Consider the following 18,993-nt stretch of genomic DNA (forward strand, 5'->3'; position numbering starts at 1 on the left):
TTTTCTATTATATATGGTAAAAGTAGACCAATGATACTAAATTATTTATAGAATAAAAAAAGGGCTAAATGCCCTTTTTTATTCTTTTGTGAACACCTCTACCATTTATCAGGTGTCAATTTTTGCATATTTAGCATTTTTTTCAATAAACTCTCTTCTAGGAGCCACCTCATCACCCATAAGCATGCTGAACAAATGGTCAGCTTCTGCTGCGGATTCTATGGTTACTTTTTTCAAAGTCCTGGTTTCAGGATCCATAGTAGTGGTCCAAAGCTGCTCGGGGTTCATTTCTCCAAGCCCTTTATACCTTTGGATATTGACACTGTCTTCTTTTCCATCAGGCGCCAATTCCTTCACAACCCTTTGCCTATCTTCTTCTGTCCAACAATACCTTTCTTCTTTTCCTCTTTTCAACAAATAGAATGGCGGAAGAGCAATGTAAACATAACCACTTTCAATCAAATTTCTCATGTACCTGAAAAACAAGGTGAGAATAAGGGTCCTAATATGAGAGCCGTCAATATCCGCATCCGTCATGATAATGATTTTGTGATAACGGAGTTTGGATAAATCCAATTCCTTTTCATCATTTGCAGTACCGAATTTAACACCCAAAGCTGTTAAAATATTTTTTATTTCATCATTGTCGTAGATTTTATGCTCTTGGGCCTTTTCTACATTTAGTATTTTACCTTTCAAAGGCAATATGGCCTGAAAATCTCTGTCTCTTCCTTGCTTGGCAGAACCTCCTGCTGAGTCTCCTTCCACTAAATACAATTCACAAACAGCGGGATCCGAATTGGCACAATCCGCCAATTTCCCGGGTAGGCCGCCTCCCCCAAGAACATTTTTACGCTGCACCATTTCACGGGCTTTTTTAGCCGCATGTCTGGCTTGTGCAGCCAACACAACCTTACCAATGATTATTTTCGCCTCTTTAGGATGTTCCAACAACCAAAATTGTAAGGTCTCAGAAACAGAAGCGTCTACAGCACCTGTAACATCGGAGTTACCCAATTTGGTTTTCGTTTGTCCTTCAAATTGAGGCTCAGCAACTTTAACAGAAATAACAGCGGTAAGCCCTTCTCTGAAATCATCACCGGAAATATCAATCTTCACCTTATCAAGCATCCCTGATTTGTCAGCATAACTTTTGAGGGTTCTGGTAAGCGCCCTTCTAAAGCCAGAAACGTGAGTCCCTCCCTCATAGGTGTTAATTGTATTCACATAGGACACAACATTTTCTGTGTACGAATTATTATAACCCATGGCCACCTGTACCGGTACACCATTTTTCTCTGATTCTATATAAATGGGCGTTTCAATAATTTTTTGTTTGTTTTCATCCAGGTATTCAACAAACTCTATTAAACCACCTTCTGAATAAAAATCATCTGTTCTGACATTCCCTTCCTCATCCTTTTCTCGAAGATCTTTAAGCGTAATTTTGATACCCGCATTCAAGAAGGCCATCTCACGCAAACGATTTGCTATCGTCTCATATTTGTATTCTAAAATTTGAAAGATCTCATGGTCAGGCTTAAAATGAACATGGGTTCCTCTGCTTTCAGTCTCTCCTATTTCCCTTACATCATATTGAGGTACACCTCTTACGTACTCCTGTTCGTGAACTTTCCCTCCTCTTTTAACGGTCACTTTCAGAGAAGAAGAAAGGGCATTTACACAGGACACCCCAACTCCATGAAGCCCCCCTGAAACTTTATAGGTATCTTTATCAAACTTGCCTCCGGCGTGTAGAACGGTCATTACCACCTCTAAGGCTGACCTGTTTTCCTTCTCATGAAAATCGGTCGGAACCCCCCTACCATTATCCTGTACCGATACAGAATTGTCCTCATGAACAGTTACGGAAATGGTATCGCAATGGCCGGCAAGTGCTTCATCTATGGAGTTATCAACAACTTCCCATATCAAATGATGAAGTCCTTTAATCCCAATATCACCAATATACATGGCGGGTCTTTTTCTAACCGCTTCTAACCCTTCCAACACCTGAATATTCTGGGCTGAATAATCGCTTTTATTCGACGACGCTTTTTCCTTACTCATAGTTAGATTTTATGGCCTAAGAAGTGCCATTTCAAATTCAAATATTTACAACTAAACTAAAGACAAAAATACACAAAAAAAACGAGACTTTAACCCTTTTTTCGGCTATTGTTATTATATTAAACAGCTTTGGAGACTTCACCTTCAAGTAACTGTAAATCAAGCACCAGTATTCATCCTACACAAGAATTAAAAAAAATTAAACCAAGGGTTTACACCTAAATTTATCTAATAAGATAAATTATTTCCCCATTTTTACAGCAAATCACCCCATAAATTCAAATCATCTGAATAACGTTTTTTTATTGATTGATCAATAAAAGACAATCAAATACCAAGCCTTTATAACAGCTTTAAAGCAGTTCTATTCTTGCTTAATACAAACTCTTTAAATGCATAAACAAATCTCTTTAAAAGTATTGGTCTTTATTGACTTTAGTACTGTCCGGTACTTAATAGAACAAGGGTACAGGCAGAGGTGACTTCAATCCCATTATTTTTCGCCAAATTCATTAATTCTTGGTTTTCTGTCCCAGGGTTAAAAATTATTCTTTTGGGTTTCAAAGACAAAATGTACGCATACCACTCTTCTTGATTCTGTGGGCCAATATAAAGCGTCACCGTATGAACCCCTGATAAAGAAGGCTTTTCCCTCAAATTCTGAATTGGCATCCCAAAAATTTCCCCGGTTTTGATACCAACAGGTACAAAAGGAATATCCCGCTCATGTAACATATTTGCTGCGGTATAGGCATATCTTGAGGGGTTTGGACTTGCCCCTAAAACCACAGTTTTTTTATTATTTGCCATCATTTGCTTTACTTAAAATTACAGATGTAACTTTTACTTATTACCCATATTTTTCAATCAATTTCTCTGCACATCGCTCTCCATCCATGGCTGCAGACACAATTCCGCCTGCATATCCGGCACCTTCTCCACAGGGATAAAGCCTGTTTATTTGAAGGTGTTCAAAGCTTTCTTTGCTTCTTGGGATTCGAACAGGTGAAGAGGTTCGGCTTTCTACACCTACAATTTGGGCTTCGTTGGTGTAATAGCCCTTCATCTTTTTATCCATCATCGGCAATGCCATGGCCAACCTTTTTGCGATAAAATCCGGTAGAAATTCGTGCAAATTGACACTATTAAGTCCCGGCTGATACGAGGTATTTGGCAAGTCCTTACTTTGCCTGTTTTTCACAAAGTCCACCACTCTTTGAGCAGGGGCAATCTGTGACCTTCCTCCGGCTTCCCAAGCAGCCCGTTCCACTTCCTGCTGGAAAACCAATGCTGCAAGTGGACCATAATGGCTGTATTTGTTCAGATCCTCTAACTCTACAGCCACAACCAAACCAGAATTGGCAAATTTACCATCTCTTCTGCTTGGACTCATCCCATTCACCACCACCTCACCGGGTGAGGAAGCAGAGGGCACAATAAAACCACCGGGGCACATACAGAATGAAAACACACCTCTTTGCTTTCCATCCAACACAGTTTGTTGTACAAGGCTATAAGAAGAGGCCGGCAAATAAGGACCTCTATCGGATTGACAATGGTATTGAATTTTATCAATTATTTTTTGCTCATGTTCAATGCGAACGCCTAATGCAAATGGCTTTGCTTCAATCAAAACCTTTTGTTTGTGGAGTAAATGAAAAATATCTCTGGCAGAGTGTCCTGTGGCTAAAATCACCCCCAAGCCCATTATTCTCTCCCCCTCACCTGTCACTACCCCTTTGATGGTCTCTTTTTCTAAGATGAGTTCGGTAACTTTTGTATTAAATAGTACTTCTCCTCCGGCTTCTAGGATGCTTTCCCTGAGTTCAGTAATTAATACAGGTAATTTATTGGTTCCAATATGGGGGTGCGCATCTACTAAAATATCCTCTTTGGCTCCATGGGCAACCAATATCTCCATTATCCTACGTAAATCTCCTCTCTTTTTTGAACGGGTATAAAGCTTACCGTCCGAATAGGTACCTGCTCCACCTTCACCGAAACAATAATTGGAATCAGGATTAACAATATGTTCTTTATTCAGTGCTGCCAAATCTCTACGACGGGAACGAACATCCTTTCCTCGCTCCAAAACGATCGGCTTTTTCCCTAGTTCAATGGCTCTCAACGCAGCAAAAAGTCCTGCCGGACCAGCCCCAACTATTACAATAGGGTCACAATTTGATACATTGGGATAATCCTTACCTCTGCTAATTAGTGGTTCAGGTGTTTGTCCACTGTAAACTTCTACAGTAACATTTATCTTCACCTTTCTGCCCCTGGCATCAATGGACCTCTTTGTTGACCTTATTATAAGGTCTTTGTGATTGGAAAGCCCTGATTTTTCCGCTACAATTCTATTGAACAAGCTTTCATCATAGGCTTCTTCTGGGCTTAAAGCCAGTTGCAATTCTTTTTTCATAAGTTATTTTTCCACCACATCCAGCAATTCTGAGTCCACCCATCGTTTGCCCCATTCTTTAATTTCTAACTCTGTCCACAATTCCGGATAAAAAATTACTTTCTGAAATCTGGGAGGTAAAAACTTTTGCCAATTGGTACCACCGGTTGCTGCGATGTCCATAGGGTTTTTGTGCAGGTATTTCACCGCTGATTTATAGTGCGCAAGCGGCCAAAAAACATTGGCTTTCTCATCCAATTCTTTCATTAAACCGGTCAATTCTTCATCTTTCTCATCCAGGTAAACGTATTTTTTCCACAAATTATTTTTCCTGAATTTTGATATCAACTCCTTCAATTCCGCACCATATTTTTCTTCGAAAGACTTTAATGTCAAGGTTTTTTCTCCGGTAGCCAATTCTTTGGCTCCATATTGCCAATATAGAATGTCGAATAAGCTATCTATACTGGTAAGATTAATGTCTTTATAATCTTCTCTCTGCTCCAGATATACCAGATTTTGTATGTCTGTGCACATGATTTCTATCATCCTATATTGGGCACTTTGAAAACCACTTGCCGGGAGCAAAGACATCCTAAATTTCATAAATTGCTCTCTTTCCATTCCCTTCCACATGACGGCAAAGGAAGAAATCAATAAGTCAAAATACATGATGACTCTTTTTAGTCGGTCTTTAAAAAATTTAAGGCTAATATTTTCAACAGCAGCCATTTGTTCCAACTCCCACAATATTAAGTTAAAGTACAGCTCGGAAATCTGATGGTAAATGATAAAGATTTTCTCGTCTTTAAAAGAAGTTCTAGGCTGTTGTAGCGTGAGTAGGGTATCTAAATTTATATAATCCCAGTAGTTAAGATAATCTGCATGCAAAAGCCCTTCAAGATAAGAGGATAAATCCTGTCCTGATGCCCTGAATTTTTCTTCCAGAAGTTTTATTTTGTCTACTATTTCCTTTTCGGGATATTTATTTTCCATGCAGGTTGCCGAAGCATTATATCATTAAAACACGTTAAACAGAATTATTCTCGGGAAAACCGGGTATTAATCCTTTTCAACAGGCAAATTAACAAGATTTTTGCGTAATCAACTCCTGTATTCACCAAAAATAGGCCAATAATGACTTACATCATTCAATTGAAAAGTTTGAAATTATCATCTTATCCTACTTTTTATCACCACTGTTTTGGTTGGAGTCAAAGGATCATTGCTAAAGAAAGTAATGGTTTTATGGTCAATACCCTTGCGTCCTTCCGGGTCAAAGGAAAACACAAGGTCCACTTTTCCCCCTGGTTTTAAATCCATTGTGTTCAGTTCATAAGTCAAACACTCACAATTGGTTACAATTTTCCGTATGTTCAATATTTCAGGCCCTGTATTCTCAAGTGTTAATATTCTAGAAACCACATTTTTTGAACTTATTTTACCCAAGTCAATTTCCATTTCATCAATGAGCAGTTTGGGAACTTCATCCACTTGACTTAATGGTAGCGGAGGAAAGTACTCATGAATGGTAGCCATTAAATGAATAGGGACATTAAAATGTTCTCCTGATAAAAAAGACAGGGGAAATGTATCACGAATAAAACCTAAATCATCTCTTGCAGCAGGGTCATATTCAATTTCTAAAACACCTCTACTATTAGCTTCGACCAAGGCAGGCTCCATCTTTACCTTGACATAAGAGGGAATACTATCCTGTTTCAAATTGATTTGGATGGGAAAATCATTGAAATTGTAAAAGTCTAGAATTTTAATTTTAGGTTTGTTGGTGTACAGTGTACCCAAATTGTTTTGGCTAAAAACAAAACCCAAGCCATTATGCTTTACTTTATAGTGAACTTCAGGATTTTCCGGATAATGAATATTCACCCCTTCCAAAAACAATGAATCTCCTGAAGGTTTAATATTGGTTTTAACCAAGATCATTTTTGAAAAAGTACCACCCCTGGTTTCCGGATCAAAGGTAACTTGAAGGTGGCCAACCTTATTTGGTGCTAAAGTATCCTCCGAGTATGCTACAACGGCACACCCACAGTCTGTAATCACTTCTTTTATATAGGCATTGGAGTCTGTTTGGTTTAAATAATAGTAATCTGCCACCTTTACTTCATTTTCCGGCAAGACCCCTCCAATGTTTATCAGATTATTTTCCCAAATTATGCCTTCTTGTCCAACTTCCTGACTATGAACACCTACGATGTTGGAAAGCATTAAAATACCAACATTTAATAAAAACACTATGTACTTCATATTGGCAAATAACGGTAAAATAACCACAAATTATTGTTTAAATTCCTTAAATTTGTGTCAAAAAGACAATAATGGCAAGAGTACTCACAGGTATACAAAGTTCAGGAAAACCGCATTTAGGGAATATTTTGGGTGCAATAAAACCAGCCATAACCTTGACAAAAAATGAAGACAATGAATCATTTATCTTCATTGCAGATTTTCACTCCCTTACTACGATCAAGGATGCATCCACAAGGATAGACAATGTCAATGCTGTAGCCGCCGCTTGGTTAGCCTTCGGGTTGGATATAAATAGATCAGTATTTTACAGACAGTCAAGGATTCCTCAGGTAACTGAACTTACTTGGTATTTGAGTTGCTTCACACCTTATCCCATGCTGGCCAATGCCCATAGCTTTAAAGACAAATCCGATCGTTTATCAGATGTAAATGCCGGGCTGTTTACTTATCCTGTATTGATGGCTGCAGATATTCTGCTATATGGTGCTGACTTGGTACCTGTAGGTAAAGATCAATTGCAACATTTAGAAATTTCCAGAGACATTGCCAGTGCCTTTAACCATCGTTTAGGAGATGAGGTATTGAAAATACCGGAACCTCGAATCAGTAATGAAGTGATGATTATCCCTGGCACAGATGGGCAGAAAATGAGTAAATCTTACAACAATTACATCGATATTTTCCTCCCTGAAAAGCAGTTAAAGAAAAATGTCAATACCATTGTTACAGATAGTACGCCTCTGGAAGAGCCAAAAGACCCTGATGTATGCAACGTTTACAAATTGTACAAGCTTATCGCTAACGAGGAACAAACTTTGGCCTTGCGAGAAAGGTATTTGGCAGGTAATTTTGGTTATGGCCATGCTAAAAAGGAATTACTGGGTTTGATCCTAGATAGCTACAAAAATGAACGGGAGCAATTCACCTATTATATGAACAATCTTCCGGAATTGGAAGCAAAACTTGAAGCCGGAGAAGAAAAAGCCAGAGAAGAAGCCGGTAAAATTTTATCTGTAGTCAGAAAAAAACTTGGCTTTGGATAAAGGCTGAATATCAAGTTTTGATTAAGGCTTGGTATATTATTTCTCAAAAAAAGAATAAAAAAACAGGTGCCGAAGCACCTGTTTTTTTATATTAAATATACTTTTTAGTTCTTTAAAATTCATCAAAAACTGGCAAGCTGTCAGAATAAAAATACTGATTTAACTCGGATCATGTAATATCATTCGTAACTCTTTGATTGCCAATAATTATATTGAATAATTTCTCTAATTATCTGGATCTCCAAAGGTCTTTTAAGGATCTTCCATTGATTACCATGACAAAACGTGTTGGATTTGGCACCAATACTATCCTCACATCTTGCCCATCAAATTGTTCTGATTCAATTGGGACCCCTTCTCTACCTTGAACATCATAGGTAATGACACCTCTTGCATCCGGCAACATTGGGATGTATTTGTTAGCCAAATAAGCAGAAGGAAGAAGCACCTCGTTATCGGACACCAATTTGGCATAAATATCCTCTAATTTACTTTCCAGTTCATCTCCAAACTCCTCATTCAAATCATCTTCAAGGTCATGCATTTCCTCCTCGATGTCATCATATTCCGGGTCTGCATAAGTTATTTCACTCAACTTAATTCGCAAATTTACGATCTTAGTGAGTTCCACATCTAATTTCTCAAAATCCATATAAGCTATTACTATTATATTTTTTAAATAGATGAAGGTAAATAATATGAAACCATATTCCAACTTAGAATTATTAAAAGTATGGCAGCCAACTTATTATTTTATCCTTAGGAAAAATCTAAAGGCTCGTTAAGGCTTAATCCATATAAATGCTTATATTTTGGCTATAATTCTCAAACCATAGTAATTTTTTTTAAAAAATATGACTGACACAATCATAATCGAAAAAGCTCAAGCTTGGCTTAATAGTAACATCGACGAAAAAAGTAAAGCAGAGATACATGCTTTATTAAATGCTCAAGATCAAACGGAACTTATTGATTCCTTTTATAAAGACCTAGAGTTTGGCACAGGAGGTTTAAGAGGATTAATGGGGGTGGGTTCCAACCGAATGAATGTTTATACCATTGGCATGGCCACCCAAGGTCTGGCAAATTACCTTCAAGCTTCTTTTCCAAATGAAGAAATAAGCCTTGCAATCACCCATGATTCTAGGATCAACAATACGCTTTTTGCAGAAACTACTGCCAATGTTTTAACTGCCAATGGCATAAAGGTGAAATATTTTAGAGACATGCGCCCTACACCTATGCTTTCCTTCGCCATCAGACACTATGGTTGTAAGAGTGGGGTGATGGTCACAGCTTCTCATAACCCTAAAGAGTACAATGGCTACAAAGTTTATTGGGACGACGGGGGCCAAGTGGTGGCACCGCATGACAAAAACATCATTGGCGAAGTAATGAAAATCAAATCTATCGATGATGTAAACTGGGCCAAAAACGACAGTTTGAAAGAGTATATTGAAGAAGATTTCGATGCCATATACCTTGATGAAGTCAAAAAATTAAGCATGTCACCGCTGACCAATTTAGCGGAAAAAGACATGACCATCGTTTTTTCACCTATCCATGGGGCCTCTGGAAAGATGGTTCCTGATGCCTTAAAAGTTTTCGGTTTTGAGAATATTCATGTAGTCAAAGAACAAATCGAACCGGATGGTAATTTTCCGACGGTAAAATACCCTAATCCGGAAGAAACAGAAGCCTTGGATCTTTCTATAAAGCTTGCCAAAGAAATAGATGCAGAACTGGTCTTGGCCTGTGATCCGGATGGTGATAGGTATGCCGCAGTAGTTAAAAATGAAACCAATGATTATGAATTACTAAACGGTAATCAAACAGGTGCGCTTATCATCTATTACCTACTCAACATGTACCGTGAGCAGGGAAGACTTACCGGAAACCAATTTACCGTAAGTACGATAGTGACTACAGGCTTATTGGGAGAGATCAGTAAAGGATTTGGTGTAGAATATTTTGACGTCTTAACCGGTTTTAAAAACATTGCAGCAGTAATATTAGCCAATGAAGGCAAAAAAGAATTTATTGCCGGTGGGGAAGAGAGTTATGGATTCCTGGTAGGAGATTTTGTTAGAGATAAGGATGGGGTTTCAGCCTGTGCAGTAGTGGCTGAAATCATGGCATATTACAAACAAAAAGGCCTAAACATTATAGACGTCTTGGCCGAAATTTACATGGAATACGGGTTTTACAAAGAAGCCCTCATTTCAATCACTAAAAAAGGAAAAGACGGTGCAGAGCAAATACAGGAATTGATGAAGGGTTTTAGAACCAACAAGCCAACCTCAATCAACGGAATTGCCGTTAGTCAGGTAGTGGATGTTCAAGAAAGCGTAATTTATGACATGAAATCCGGAACAGAGGAAAAATTGGATCTGGATAAATCCAATGTCATCCAGTTTTATCTTGAAGATGGTAGCAAAATTTCTGCTAGACCTTCAGGCACAGAACCTAAAATCAAATACTACATCTCTGTCAATGAAAATTTACCTAACAGAGAGGCTTACAGGGCCACAGAGGCCTCCCTCGAAGCAAAAATAAGCGCTTTGAAATCATTCTTTGAATAAATTACAAGATAATGCCGGTGAAAGTGCCGGCATTATTTTTTATCTGTCAATTCCCTTGTTTCTTTTTGGCGTAAACCCCGAATAGGTAAGAGAAAATAACCGTCCCTCCTGCGATTGTAGGAATATAGGGATGATAAATAACCCTAAAGAAATACAGTATATATACAATAGCTGCTATAAGTCCAATTAAGGCTACGATAATTTGAAGGTTTTTCAACATAATTATTTCAATGTAAAACTTATGGTATGCTCTCCCGAGGTTAGATTAAAGGAGGCACTATCAAAGGTTGGGGCGGAAAAAGTAGCTCTTGCATCATTAGAAAACCCATAGAGATCTTTGGGAATGCCAAACAAATTTTTACGCATTTCACCATCCCCATCGGTATCATGAAATGCCGATACCGCATAAATACCTGATTCCAAATTCTTAAACTTAAATACTGCTTTCCCCGATTGAACCTTGGCAGAAGCAGTTTTTATTGCAGCAGTTGCCTGATCAGGAAAACCTTTTCCTCCCTTAAACAATAACAGTTGCACAAGGCCTGCATTTTCCCCTTTAACCTCTACCTGAATGGTCAACTGCGTGCTATTGTCTGAAATGGAAAGCCCCATAAGCAAAGTGGATAGGATAAGTATGGCTTGGTTAATCATTTTGCTAAAGTACGCAATTGATCTATTTTACCTGAACTTGTTAGCTTGAATTGAGGAAAAAACAAGATCTGTTTGGGGTTATGGAATTTTGGAAGCAAGCTTTTCGCTTTCTGAAGCAGTAACTTCCCGGCTTCAGCATTTTCTTTTCCTTCAATAACCAAAGTCAATGCCTGTCCTAACTTTTCATCTTTGATACCTGTTAAAAAAAACATGCTATGGGGAAAATACAAATGCATTAGACCTCCAATTTCTGCTGCAATTTCTTCCGGATGTAATTTTATCCCCCCTGAATTCACTACATGATCTGCCCTACCTTTCCATGTAAAAGCATTTTCACTTTCGAGTTTTACAATATCATTGGTTTGCAACCAAGAATTGCCAGCCATTGGAGCAAGAATCATGAGCCGATTGGAGTCATCTACTTTTACCTGTACATTGGGTAAGGTCCGGTACATGAGATTGCCATTGTTTTTTAAATTGGCTAGAGCGATGTGAGAAAGGGTTTCAGTCATCCCATAAGTCTGAAAAACCCTGCCTGATAAGCGGCTCAACTGCTCTCTCAACCGTGAAGTAATGGGAGCACCGCCTATGATTAGGTTTTTTATTTGGTTCAAAACTAAGGTTCCATTCCTTGATGTCAAACTATTTTCCACTTGCAATGGAACCAAGGCAACAAAATCAAAATGTTCATTTTCAAAACCTTTTAGAGGTTTGGAATCAGCCGGAATCACTTTTAATTCACCTTCCCATTCTAGGGCTCTGACGAGCATCATTTTGCCGGCCACCTTTTCAGTATCCAAACAACAGAGCATTTTACAGCCTTTGTTAAATCCGAAAAATGCTTTGGTAGCCTTGGCACTTTCTTCCAATTGCACTCGGGAAACTGTCACTTTCTTAGGCAAGCCTGTAGACCCTGAGGTTTGTAAGACAAAGCTATCCTTGCCATTTAACCATTGCTTACAAAAAGCGAAAGCTTCTTTGTAAGGATTAGGCAGTTGATTGCACTCACCCTTTCGAATCTGGTTTAGTGTATAACTTGTGTTCCCGAATGTTATCATAGGTTTTTGGCTGTACAAAATAAATAAATTATGAACTCTCTACCATAATCAGCAGGCTTAATTTTACAAAATAAAAATAGCCTGTTAACTTGCAATAAAAAATCAACCTGGAAATGATCAATTGGAAAACAGTAAAAGAATACAAAGACATCACTTATAAGAAATGTGAAGGGGTGGCCAGAATCGCCTTCAATAGGCCGGATATTAGAAATGCTTTCCGCCCCCAAACCACTAGCGAACTCTATGATGCATTTTTGGATGCAAGGGAAGACGTAAACATTGGCGTGGTATTGCTATCTGCAGAAGGCCCTTCCTCCAAAGATGGGGTCTATTCCTTTTGTAGTGGGGGAGATCAAAAAGCAAGGGGACACCAAGGCTATGTAGGGGAAGATGGAATGCACCGCTTGAATATATTGGAGGTTCAACGCCTTATTCGCTTTATGCCAAAAGTAGTCATAGCTGTAGTCCCGGGCTGGGCAGTAGGTGGTGGCCACAGTCTCCATGTAGTGTGTGACCTTAGCCTGGCAAGTAAGGAACATGCCATTTTCAAACAAACAGATGCAGATGTTACTAGTTTTGATGGAGGATATGGGTCAGCTTATTTGGCCAAAATGGTAGGCCAAAAGAAAGCCCGAGAAATTTTCTTTTTAGGACGTAATTATTCTGCTCAAGAAGCCTATGAGATGGGAATGGTAAATGCAGTTATTCTGCATGATGAACTGGAAGACACTGCTTTTCAATGGGCGCAAGAGATACTGGAAAAATCTCCTACCTCAATAAAAATGTTGAAATTTGCATTCAACCTTACAGATGACGGCATGGTTGGTCAGCAAGTTTTTGCAGGAGAAGCAACCAGGCTGGCCTATATGACTGAAGAGGCAAAAGAAGGCCGTGATGCTTTTCTCCAAAAACGCAAGCCTAATTTTAAGCACATAAAATGGATACCTTAAATTTGCAAAAATTTAAGATCCAATTTTCCTTTCACTCATAGATAGCCTAAGAAATAGCTTTAGGAGGTACTCTTTCTACAGCTATTTCTTTAAATATTTATACACTTTCTATTATTCTATTGTCATAGATAGATTTTTTATGATTTTAGTCATGATTTTTTCTGACAGACCCCATTGCCATTACTCATATATATTGGTATTTTTAACTAATCGCAGTTGAGAACTAAAAAAAGAATTAGGACTATGGATTTTGATTTAAAAAAATACGAAATAGAAGTAACTGATATTTTGAGAAATGGAGAAACAGCATTGTTGTACGAAGCGGCTTTAAGATTAGAAAAAGGTTCTGCCATATCAAGTACCGGAGCCCTGATGGTCTACTCTGGCACAAAAACAGGAAGAAGCCCAAAGGACAAACGCATTGTAAGACATCCAGAGTCTGAGAAAGACATTGACTGGGGTTCGGTAAATTATGAAATGGATGAGCACACGTTTATGGTGAATAGAGAGCGTGCCATAGATTATTTCAACACACGGGAACACCTTTATGTAGTAGATGCCTTTGCAGGCTGGGACCCAAAGTTCAGAATAAAAGTTAGGATAATATGTACAAGAGCGTATCATGCGTTGTTTATGCAAAACATGCTTATTCTCCCAACAGAAGAAGAGCTTAAAGAATTTGGCGAACCGGATTATGTAATTTTTAATGCCGGAGAATTTCCTGCCAACCACTTTACCACCAATATGACTTCCAAAACAAGTGTAGGAATAAGCTTGGAAAATAAGGAGGTCGTAATTTTAGGAACAGAGTATGCCGGAGAAATGAAAAAAGGCATATTCACCATCATGAACTACTTGATGCCAGAGCAAGATGTATTGTCCATGCATTGCTCAGCCAATGTGGGAGAAAAAGGTGATGTTACCTTACTATTTGGCCTTTCCGGAACGGGAAAAACCACACTTAGTGCAGATCCCAAAAGGAAACTAATCGGTGATGACGAGCATTGTTGGCATGATGACGGGGTTTTCAATATTGAGGGAGGTTGCTACGCCAAAGCCATAGATTTAAGTGAGGAAGCAGAACCAGATATTTTTGGAGCCATTCGCTACGGCACAGTGTTAGAAAATGTGGTCTATGATACGGTTAGCCGAAAAGTTGATTATTCAGACACTTCAATCACTCAAAACACCCGTGCTTCATATCCTATTCACTATATCGAAAATACCAAAATCCCATGTACTGCAGGTCATCCAAAAAATATTATCTTCCTTACCTGTGATGCTTTTGGAGTTTTGCCTCCAGTTAGTAAATTGAGCCCTGAGCAGGCTAGTTATCACTTTATTTCAGGGTATACTGCCAAGGTTGCAGGTACCGAAATGGGTGTAAAAGACCCTGAAGCTACCTTTAGCGCTTGTTTTGGTGCAGCATTTATGATGTGGCATCCAAATAAATATGCTAACTTATTGGCTGACAAAATTAAAAATCACAATGTCAATGCTTGGTTGGTCAACACAGGCTGGAGCGGAGGCTCCTATGGAGTAGGTGCAAGAATTAAGTTGAAATATACCAGAGCGATATTGGATGCGATTCACAATGGGGATTTTGACAATGTATCGTTTGTTAAAGAAAATGATTTTAACTTGCAAATCCCTACTAGCTGCCCGGATGTGCCAAGTGAAATCTTAGTTCCTGAAAACACATGGCAAGATCAGGCGAAATTTATTGAGGTCAAAAACAAGCTGATTAATCTTTTTAAGGATAACTTCGATCAATTTAAGGACCAAGTTGATTTAAAAATTACTCAAGCCGGTCCAAAATAACCTACTAATGAAAAGCTACAATTGTTATTTTATATTGATTGGTATGGCTAGCATGTTTTTTTTTCAATGTCAATCAAAAATTGACAAAGGGGTGTCCAATGACACCCCTTCGTTTTTAATAGACAACAAGGAAATACTACCATTTGAAGAATGTGTTTCAGGTATTAAATTCATACCGCTAAGTGCTCCAGAAGACACATTGATAAATCTATCCGGCAATGTGTATGACTTGGTCATCAAAGATAAAATCTATTATGCCAATAAAAGCTTCAAAGACCTCTCCATTCATTCCTTTGATCTTAATGGAAATCACCTACGAAGTTGGAATAAAAAAGGTAGTGGCCCTGGTGAGTACCCTTCTATTCATGGCATAATTATCGAAGGAAATAATCTGTTTATAAATACAGGAAGGGGAAATTTATTAAAATACAGCTTACCGGAATTTGATTACCTAAGTGAAATTAAATTGGCAGAAAACAATTTTGTTCCTTCGGTATCAAAAAGTGCTGAAGATAGTTGGTTAATTTCTACTGAAATTACTGGTAATGGTCGAGAAAAATTATTTCAAGTAATAAACCCTGAAACAAATCGTACAAAAGAACTACCTATTTTATCACTCCCTTATAGTGGTGAGTTAAACGAAGGGGTGATCGCAGCAACAAATAATGGTAAATTATTAAATTTTGGACTTTCTGATACAATTTACCTTTATCAAGAGGACACTGTAACAGCTTTCCTTTCTCTAAATTTTGGAAGTAAAGGGATTTCTGCCGAAGACCATGAATTGGAAGGGTACGCTTTTATGGAGAAAATACTCCTTTCACAAAATTACGCCTTCAACTCAGGCTTAATTGATTATAGTGATGGAATCCTTAAACTCATGATTTATGGGATTGACAAAAGCAATAATTTTAACCAAGAAGACCTTTCTACCTTCCCATTTTATGATGTGTTTATTCAACCTGACACAGGTATGAAAAAAATCACCAAATCATTAACCGATGTCCGAAACAGTAGTTATTCAAAAGACGGATATTTTTATCAAGTCATGCAATATGAAGACTGGCAAAGGGCTTTAGACAATTCCTATTTCGGGAAGTATGAAGAACAACTATTACAATGTATAGAAAAATTACCTGATGAAGAGGATCCTATCATCTTAAAATATACCGTAGCCTTTTAAACCGCATATCAGGAGAATTTCTCCTTTGAAATTAAACCCGAATTCCTATTTTTGAAAATAGAAGAAATTCAATGGGATTAATAAAGAAAATTTGAATCATACACCGGTTTATAAACTTTAACTCCCTCCTATTAATTGAAAACCTAAATTTATGAAAAATTCAATCTATTTCTTGTACTCCCTTATAATGCTGGTCTGTTTTATTTCCACCGGACTGAAAACAAAAGCCCAATACCACAAAGAAGAAATCTACAAAATTGCAGGCAATGACACTTTAAAAATGGACATTTATCTTTCTGATGAAAAAAAGAACGACAAGCCTGCGATCGTTTTTTTCTTTGGAGGAGGATGGGTTTCCGGAAGTTGGGATCAATTTCGTCCCCATGCAGCGCATTTTGCTAAAAAGGGCTTTGTCACTGTATTGGTAGATTATAGGGTATCTTCTCGCCAAGGCACAAGCCCATTTGAAGCCATCGAAGATGCTAAATCCGCCATGAAATATGTCAAAAAAAATGCAGAAAGGTTTGGCATAGACACTGCTAAAGTAATCGCATCCGGAGGTTCTGCCGGGGGTCATCTTGCTGCAAGCACAGCCACAATTTCAGGATTCGAAGGAGAGACCAACAAAGAAATAAGTGCTAAACCAGTTGCTTTACTTTTGTTTAACCCGGTTATTGATAACGGGCCGGCAGGCTATGGTTACGAGCGACTTGGAGATCGGTACAAAGAGGTTTCACCCCTGCACAACTTAAAAAAAGGTGTCCCTCCCACCCTATTCTTTCTGGGTACAAAAGACAGTTTAATTCCTGTAACCACAGGCAGGTATTATCAGAAAGCAATGGAAAATTTAGGAAGCTATTGTGAATTTGTATTATATGATGGCCAGCCACATGGTTTTTTCAATTATAAGAACCGAGAAATTTATGAACAAACCATTTTGGAAACTGAAGCATTTCTTAGAAAAATTAGATTGTTACCTGAATCCTAAAACCATGGTATATTTCTTAGTCAAACCAATTACTAATATTACCAAATTATTAATTTTAATTTAATACCTGTATCAGCTTAATGAATTACAAAAACATGTTAAAAAGTGTAAATAAAACACTTTATAATGATTTTTGGAGAAATTTAAGTAAAATATTATTTGGTAAAAATAGGAAATTTGAAATATTTAATTTTTTTTCATCTTAATGAAAAGATATGCTAACATGACCCTTGCGCTTCCATTTGTTTTTCTTAAGTTTAAAAAATCATAACAATTTAAATACTTACTCAGTAAGGCATTGAGCCAGAAATATAGCTGTAGTCGGTTAAAATAAACCCACCTAGAAGCCTTTGTATTACAAAGGCTTTTTTTTATATGCTATCTTAAGAGAAAAGCTTCTAAAACGTCTCCTACAAAATAGGCTACTAAAGCAGCCACTATTCCCAGTAAAAGTGTTTCAATTACACTTTGCCAAATACCGGTCTGGTTAACCCAACTCTTTAATGCTCCTACCAAAATGAAGGCTAAGCCGGTTAGCAAGCAAGTCCAGAAAAAAACATCAAAATCAACATCATAAAAGTAATCCCAAACATAAACGATTAAGGGGATAAACCCCACAACCACAAAAGATATAAGTGTGGCCAAACCTATTTTAAAAGGGCTTTTTACTTCCTCAATCATATTTAGCTCGTCCTTCATCATTTCATTTACCCACCGATCTCTATCGGCTACAATCACCTCCACCACATCTTGGAGCAACTTGCCTTCAAAACCTTTTTTCTGGTAAATGGCAACAATTTCTTCACGTTCTTTTTTAGGAATATTATCTACTTCCCAATACTCTATATTTTTGTGTTTTTGATAATTTTCTTTTTCCGATTTGGAAGACAGGTACGCGCCGATTGACATTGATAAACCGTCAGCAAACAAGTTGGCAAAACCTAGTATTATTATCACCATTGGGTCCAAGTTTGCCCCAACGGCCCCAGCTACCACAGCGAAAGTAGTAACCGCCCCATCGATACCTCCATACACAAATTCTCTCAAATATTCCTGAAGATTTTTAAAGAATGGTAACTCTTGGTGTAGTTCTGACTCTTCCAAAGCGCGTCTATTTTAAATTTTTAAAAGTAAAACTCCAAAGGTAATGAGCACCCTTTTGCAACAGGCACTTTTATAATCTACGAAAATTCAATTAATTAAGAAAAGCCTATCGTATATTACTATACAAAAGTATTCATTTACCTATCTAAACAACCTTAAGGTAGCATGATAAAGACAATAATGGCTAATGAACTATAAAACTGACATAAGGGAGCTCAATAAATAGAAGAAGCCTTAAGGAATTTTAATCGGCTATAGGCACATTCATCCACTTAGGAGAGGTTAAAAAAGATTATTTGAAATTAATGTCCTTGAATATGAAAGTGATAAAGCAAATCACTTCTTTTTTTTTGTCCTTCTATTGTATAAAAACAAACATTCTTCTACCTTTGTACCACTTCAAACGAGGAGTAATAAAGAAACAAAAAAAAGAGTAGTAGTTCAGCAGAATAGAATGTCCCGACTTTTCGGAAGGGGCGCTGAATCAAAACTTAATAATATTGGAGTGGTAGTTCAGCTGGTTAGAATGCCTGCCTGTCACGCAGGAGGTCGCGGGTTCGAGTCCCGTCCATTCCGCTTAAAAGCCTTGGGTTTCCAAGGCTTTTTTTGACTTCTTATTATAGATTAATCAATTTTCACTTTTCAAAAGTGAAAAAATAACAAAAATAGAGTGGCAGTTCAGTTGATTAGTATGTCCCGACATATGGGGAAGGTCGCTGGAACGAAACTTAATAATATTGGAGTGGTAGTTCAACTGGTTAGAATGTCCCGATTCATCAGGAAGGTCGCCGGTTCGAAACTTAAAGAATTAAAAATATTGGAGTGGTAGTTCAGCTGGTTAGAATGTCCCGATTCATCGGGAAGGTCG

General features: G+C 37.8%; 16 protein-coding genes and 1 tRNA gene. 7 read left to right on the top strand and 10 right to left on the bottom strand.

Annotated features, from left to right (window positions below; all coding sequences use genetic code 11):
• Positions 1-108 precede the first annotated feature (108 nt).
• The 5 genes from gyrB to Q4534_RS22840 form a co-directional block, all read right to left on the bottom strand.
• Complete coding sequence (gene gyrB / locus Q4534_RS22820; protein ID WP_303615477.1) at positions 109-2,070, bottom strand: DNA topoisomerase (ATP-hydrolyzing) subunit B; 1,962 nt, start codon at positions 2,068-2,070, stop codon at positions 109-111.
• A gap of 435 nt (positions 2,071-2,505) precedes the next feature.
• On the bottom strand, positions 2,506-2,883 hold the full coding sequence (locus Q4534_RS22825) for a CoA-binding protein (protein WP_303615478.1): 378 nt from the start codon (positions 2,881-2,883) through the stop codon (positions 2,506-2,508).
• A 37-nt stretch (positions 2,884-2,920) separates the two neighbouring features.
• Entirely contained in the window at positions 2,921-4,492 is a 1,572-nt protein-coding gene (locus Q4534_RS22830) for an NAD(P)/FAD-dependent oxidoreductase (protein ID WP_303615479.1), read from the bottom strand.
• A 3-nt stretch (positions 4,493-4,495) separates the two neighbouring features.
• The gene (locus Q4534_RS22835; protein WP_303615480.1) at positions 4,496-5,467 is read right to left on the bottom strand and encodes a tryptophan 2,3-dioxygenase family protein; all 972 of its coding nucleotides are present in this window, start codon (positions 5,465-5,467) and stop codon (positions 4,496-4,498) included.
• 177 nt (positions 5,468-5,644) lie between these two features.
• Positions 5,645-6,742, bottom strand: coding sequence for a DUF1573 domain-containing protein (locus tag Q4534_RS22840; protein ID WP_303615481.1), 1,098 nt, complete (start codon positions 6,740-6,742; stop codon positions 5,645-5,647).
• 71 nt (positions 6,743-6,813) lie between these two features.
• Here Q4534_RS22840 and trpS point away from each other — a divergent pair, with 71 nt between their 5' ends.
• A complete protein-coding gene (gene trpS / locus Q4534_RS22845; RefSeq protein WP_303615482.1) occupies positions 6,814-7,788 on the top strand; it encodes a tryptophan--tRNA ligase in 975 nt (324 codons plus the stop codon).
• 229 nt (positions 7,789-8,017) lie between these two features.
• Here the strand turns inward: trpS and Q4534_RS22850 are convergent, their stop codons facing one another.
• Positions 8,018-8,440, bottom strand: a complete 423-nt coding sequence (locus Q4534_RS22850; protein WP_303615483.1) for a hypothetical protein — start codon at positions 8,438-8,440, stop codon at positions 8,018-8,020.
• A 202-nt stretch (positions 8,441-8,642) separates the two neighbouring features.
• Here Q4534_RS22850 and Q4534_RS22855 point away from each other — a divergent pair, with 202 nt between their 5' ends.
• On the top strand, positions 8,643-10,370 hold the full coding sequence (locus tag Q4534_RS22855; protein ID WP_303615484.1) for a phospho-sugar mutase: 1,728 nt from the start codon (positions 8,643-8,645) through the stop codon (positions 10,368-10,370).
• A 46-nt stretch (positions 10,371-10,416) separates the two neighbouring features.
• Here the strand turns inward: Q4534_RS22855 and Q4534_RS22860 are convergent, their stop codons facing one another.
• The 3 genes from Q4534_RS22860 to Q4534_RS22870 are packed head-to-tail and all read right to left on the bottom strand — an operon-like array spanning position 10,417 to position 12,079.
• Positions 10,417-10,590: a hypothetical protein gene (locus tag Q4534_RS22860; RefSeq protein ID WP_303615485.1), complete on the bottom strand. Its 174-nt coding sequence runs from the start codon at positions 10,588-10,590 to the stop codon at positions 10,417-10,419.
• Between the two features lie 2 nt (positions 10,591-10,592).
• Entirely contained in the window at positions 10,593-11,021 is a 429-nt protein-coding gene (locus tag Q4534_RS22865; RefSeq protein WP_303615486.1) for a DUF2141 domain-containing protein, read from the bottom strand.
• Entirely contained in the window at positions 11,018-12,079 is a 1,062-nt protein-coding gene (locus Q4534_RS22870) for an AMP-binding protein (protein ID WP_303615487.1), read from the bottom strand. The genes Q4534_RS22865 and Q4534_RS22870 overlap by 4 nt, the downstream gene beginning before the upstream one ends.
• Positions 12,080-12,192: 113 nt before the next feature.
• On the opposite strand from Q4534_RS22870, the gene Q4534_RS22875 reads away from it, so the two are divergent.
• The 4 genes from Q4534_RS22875 (at position 12,193) to Q4534_RS22890 (ending at position 17,021) form a co-directional block, all read left to right on the top strand.
• Positions 12,193-13,029, top strand: a complete 837-nt coding sequence (locus Q4534_RS22875; protein ID WP_303615488.1) for a 1,4-dihydroxy-2-naphthoyl-CoA synthase — start codon at positions 12,193-12,195, stop codon at positions 13,027-13,029.
• A 243-nt stretch (positions 13,030-13,272) separates the two neighbouring features.
• The gene (pckA, locus tag Q4534_RS22880; RefSeq protein ID WP_303615489.1) at positions 13,273-14,850 is read left to right on the top strand and encodes a phosphoenolpyruvate carboxykinase (ATP); all 1,578 of its coding nucleotides are present in this window, start codon (positions 13,273-13,275) and stop codon (positions 14,848-14,850) included.
• A 7-nt stretch (positions 14,851-14,857) separates the two neighbouring features.
• Complete coding sequence (locus tag Q4534_RS22885; protein WP_303615490.1) at positions 14,858-16,033, top strand: 6-bladed beta-propeller; 1,176 nt, start codon at positions 14,858-14,860, stop codon at positions 16,031-16,033.
• Between the two features lie 151 nt (positions 16,034-16,184).
• Complete coding sequence (locus Q4534_RS22890; RefSeq protein ID WP_303615491.1) at positions 16,185-17,021, top strand: alpha/beta hydrolase; 837 nt, start codon at positions 16,185-16,187, stop codon at positions 17,019-17,021.
• A 378-nt stretch (positions 17,022-17,399) separates the two neighbouring features.
• Here Q4534_RS22890 and Q4534_RS22895 read toward each other — a convergent pair whose 3' ends face one another.
• Positions 17,400-18,125, bottom strand: coding sequence for a VIT1/CCC1 transporter family protein (locus tag Q4534_RS22895; protein WP_303615492.1), 726 nt, complete (start codon positions 18,123-18,125; stop codon positions 17,400-17,402).
• Positions 18,126-18,627: 502 nt separating this feature from the next.
• Between Q4534_RS22895 and Q4534_RS22900 the strand changes: the two genes are divergently transcribed.
• Positions 18,628-18,701: transfer RNA gene (locus Q4534_RS22900), tRNA-Asp, on the top strand.
• Positions 18,702-18,993 lie beyond the last annotated feature (292 nt).

The sequence above is a fragment of the Cyclobacterium sp. 1_MG-2023 genome, assembly GCF_030546805.1.
GTDB lineage: Bacteria > Bacteroidota > Bacteroidia > Cytophagales > Cyclobacteriaceae > Cyclobacterium.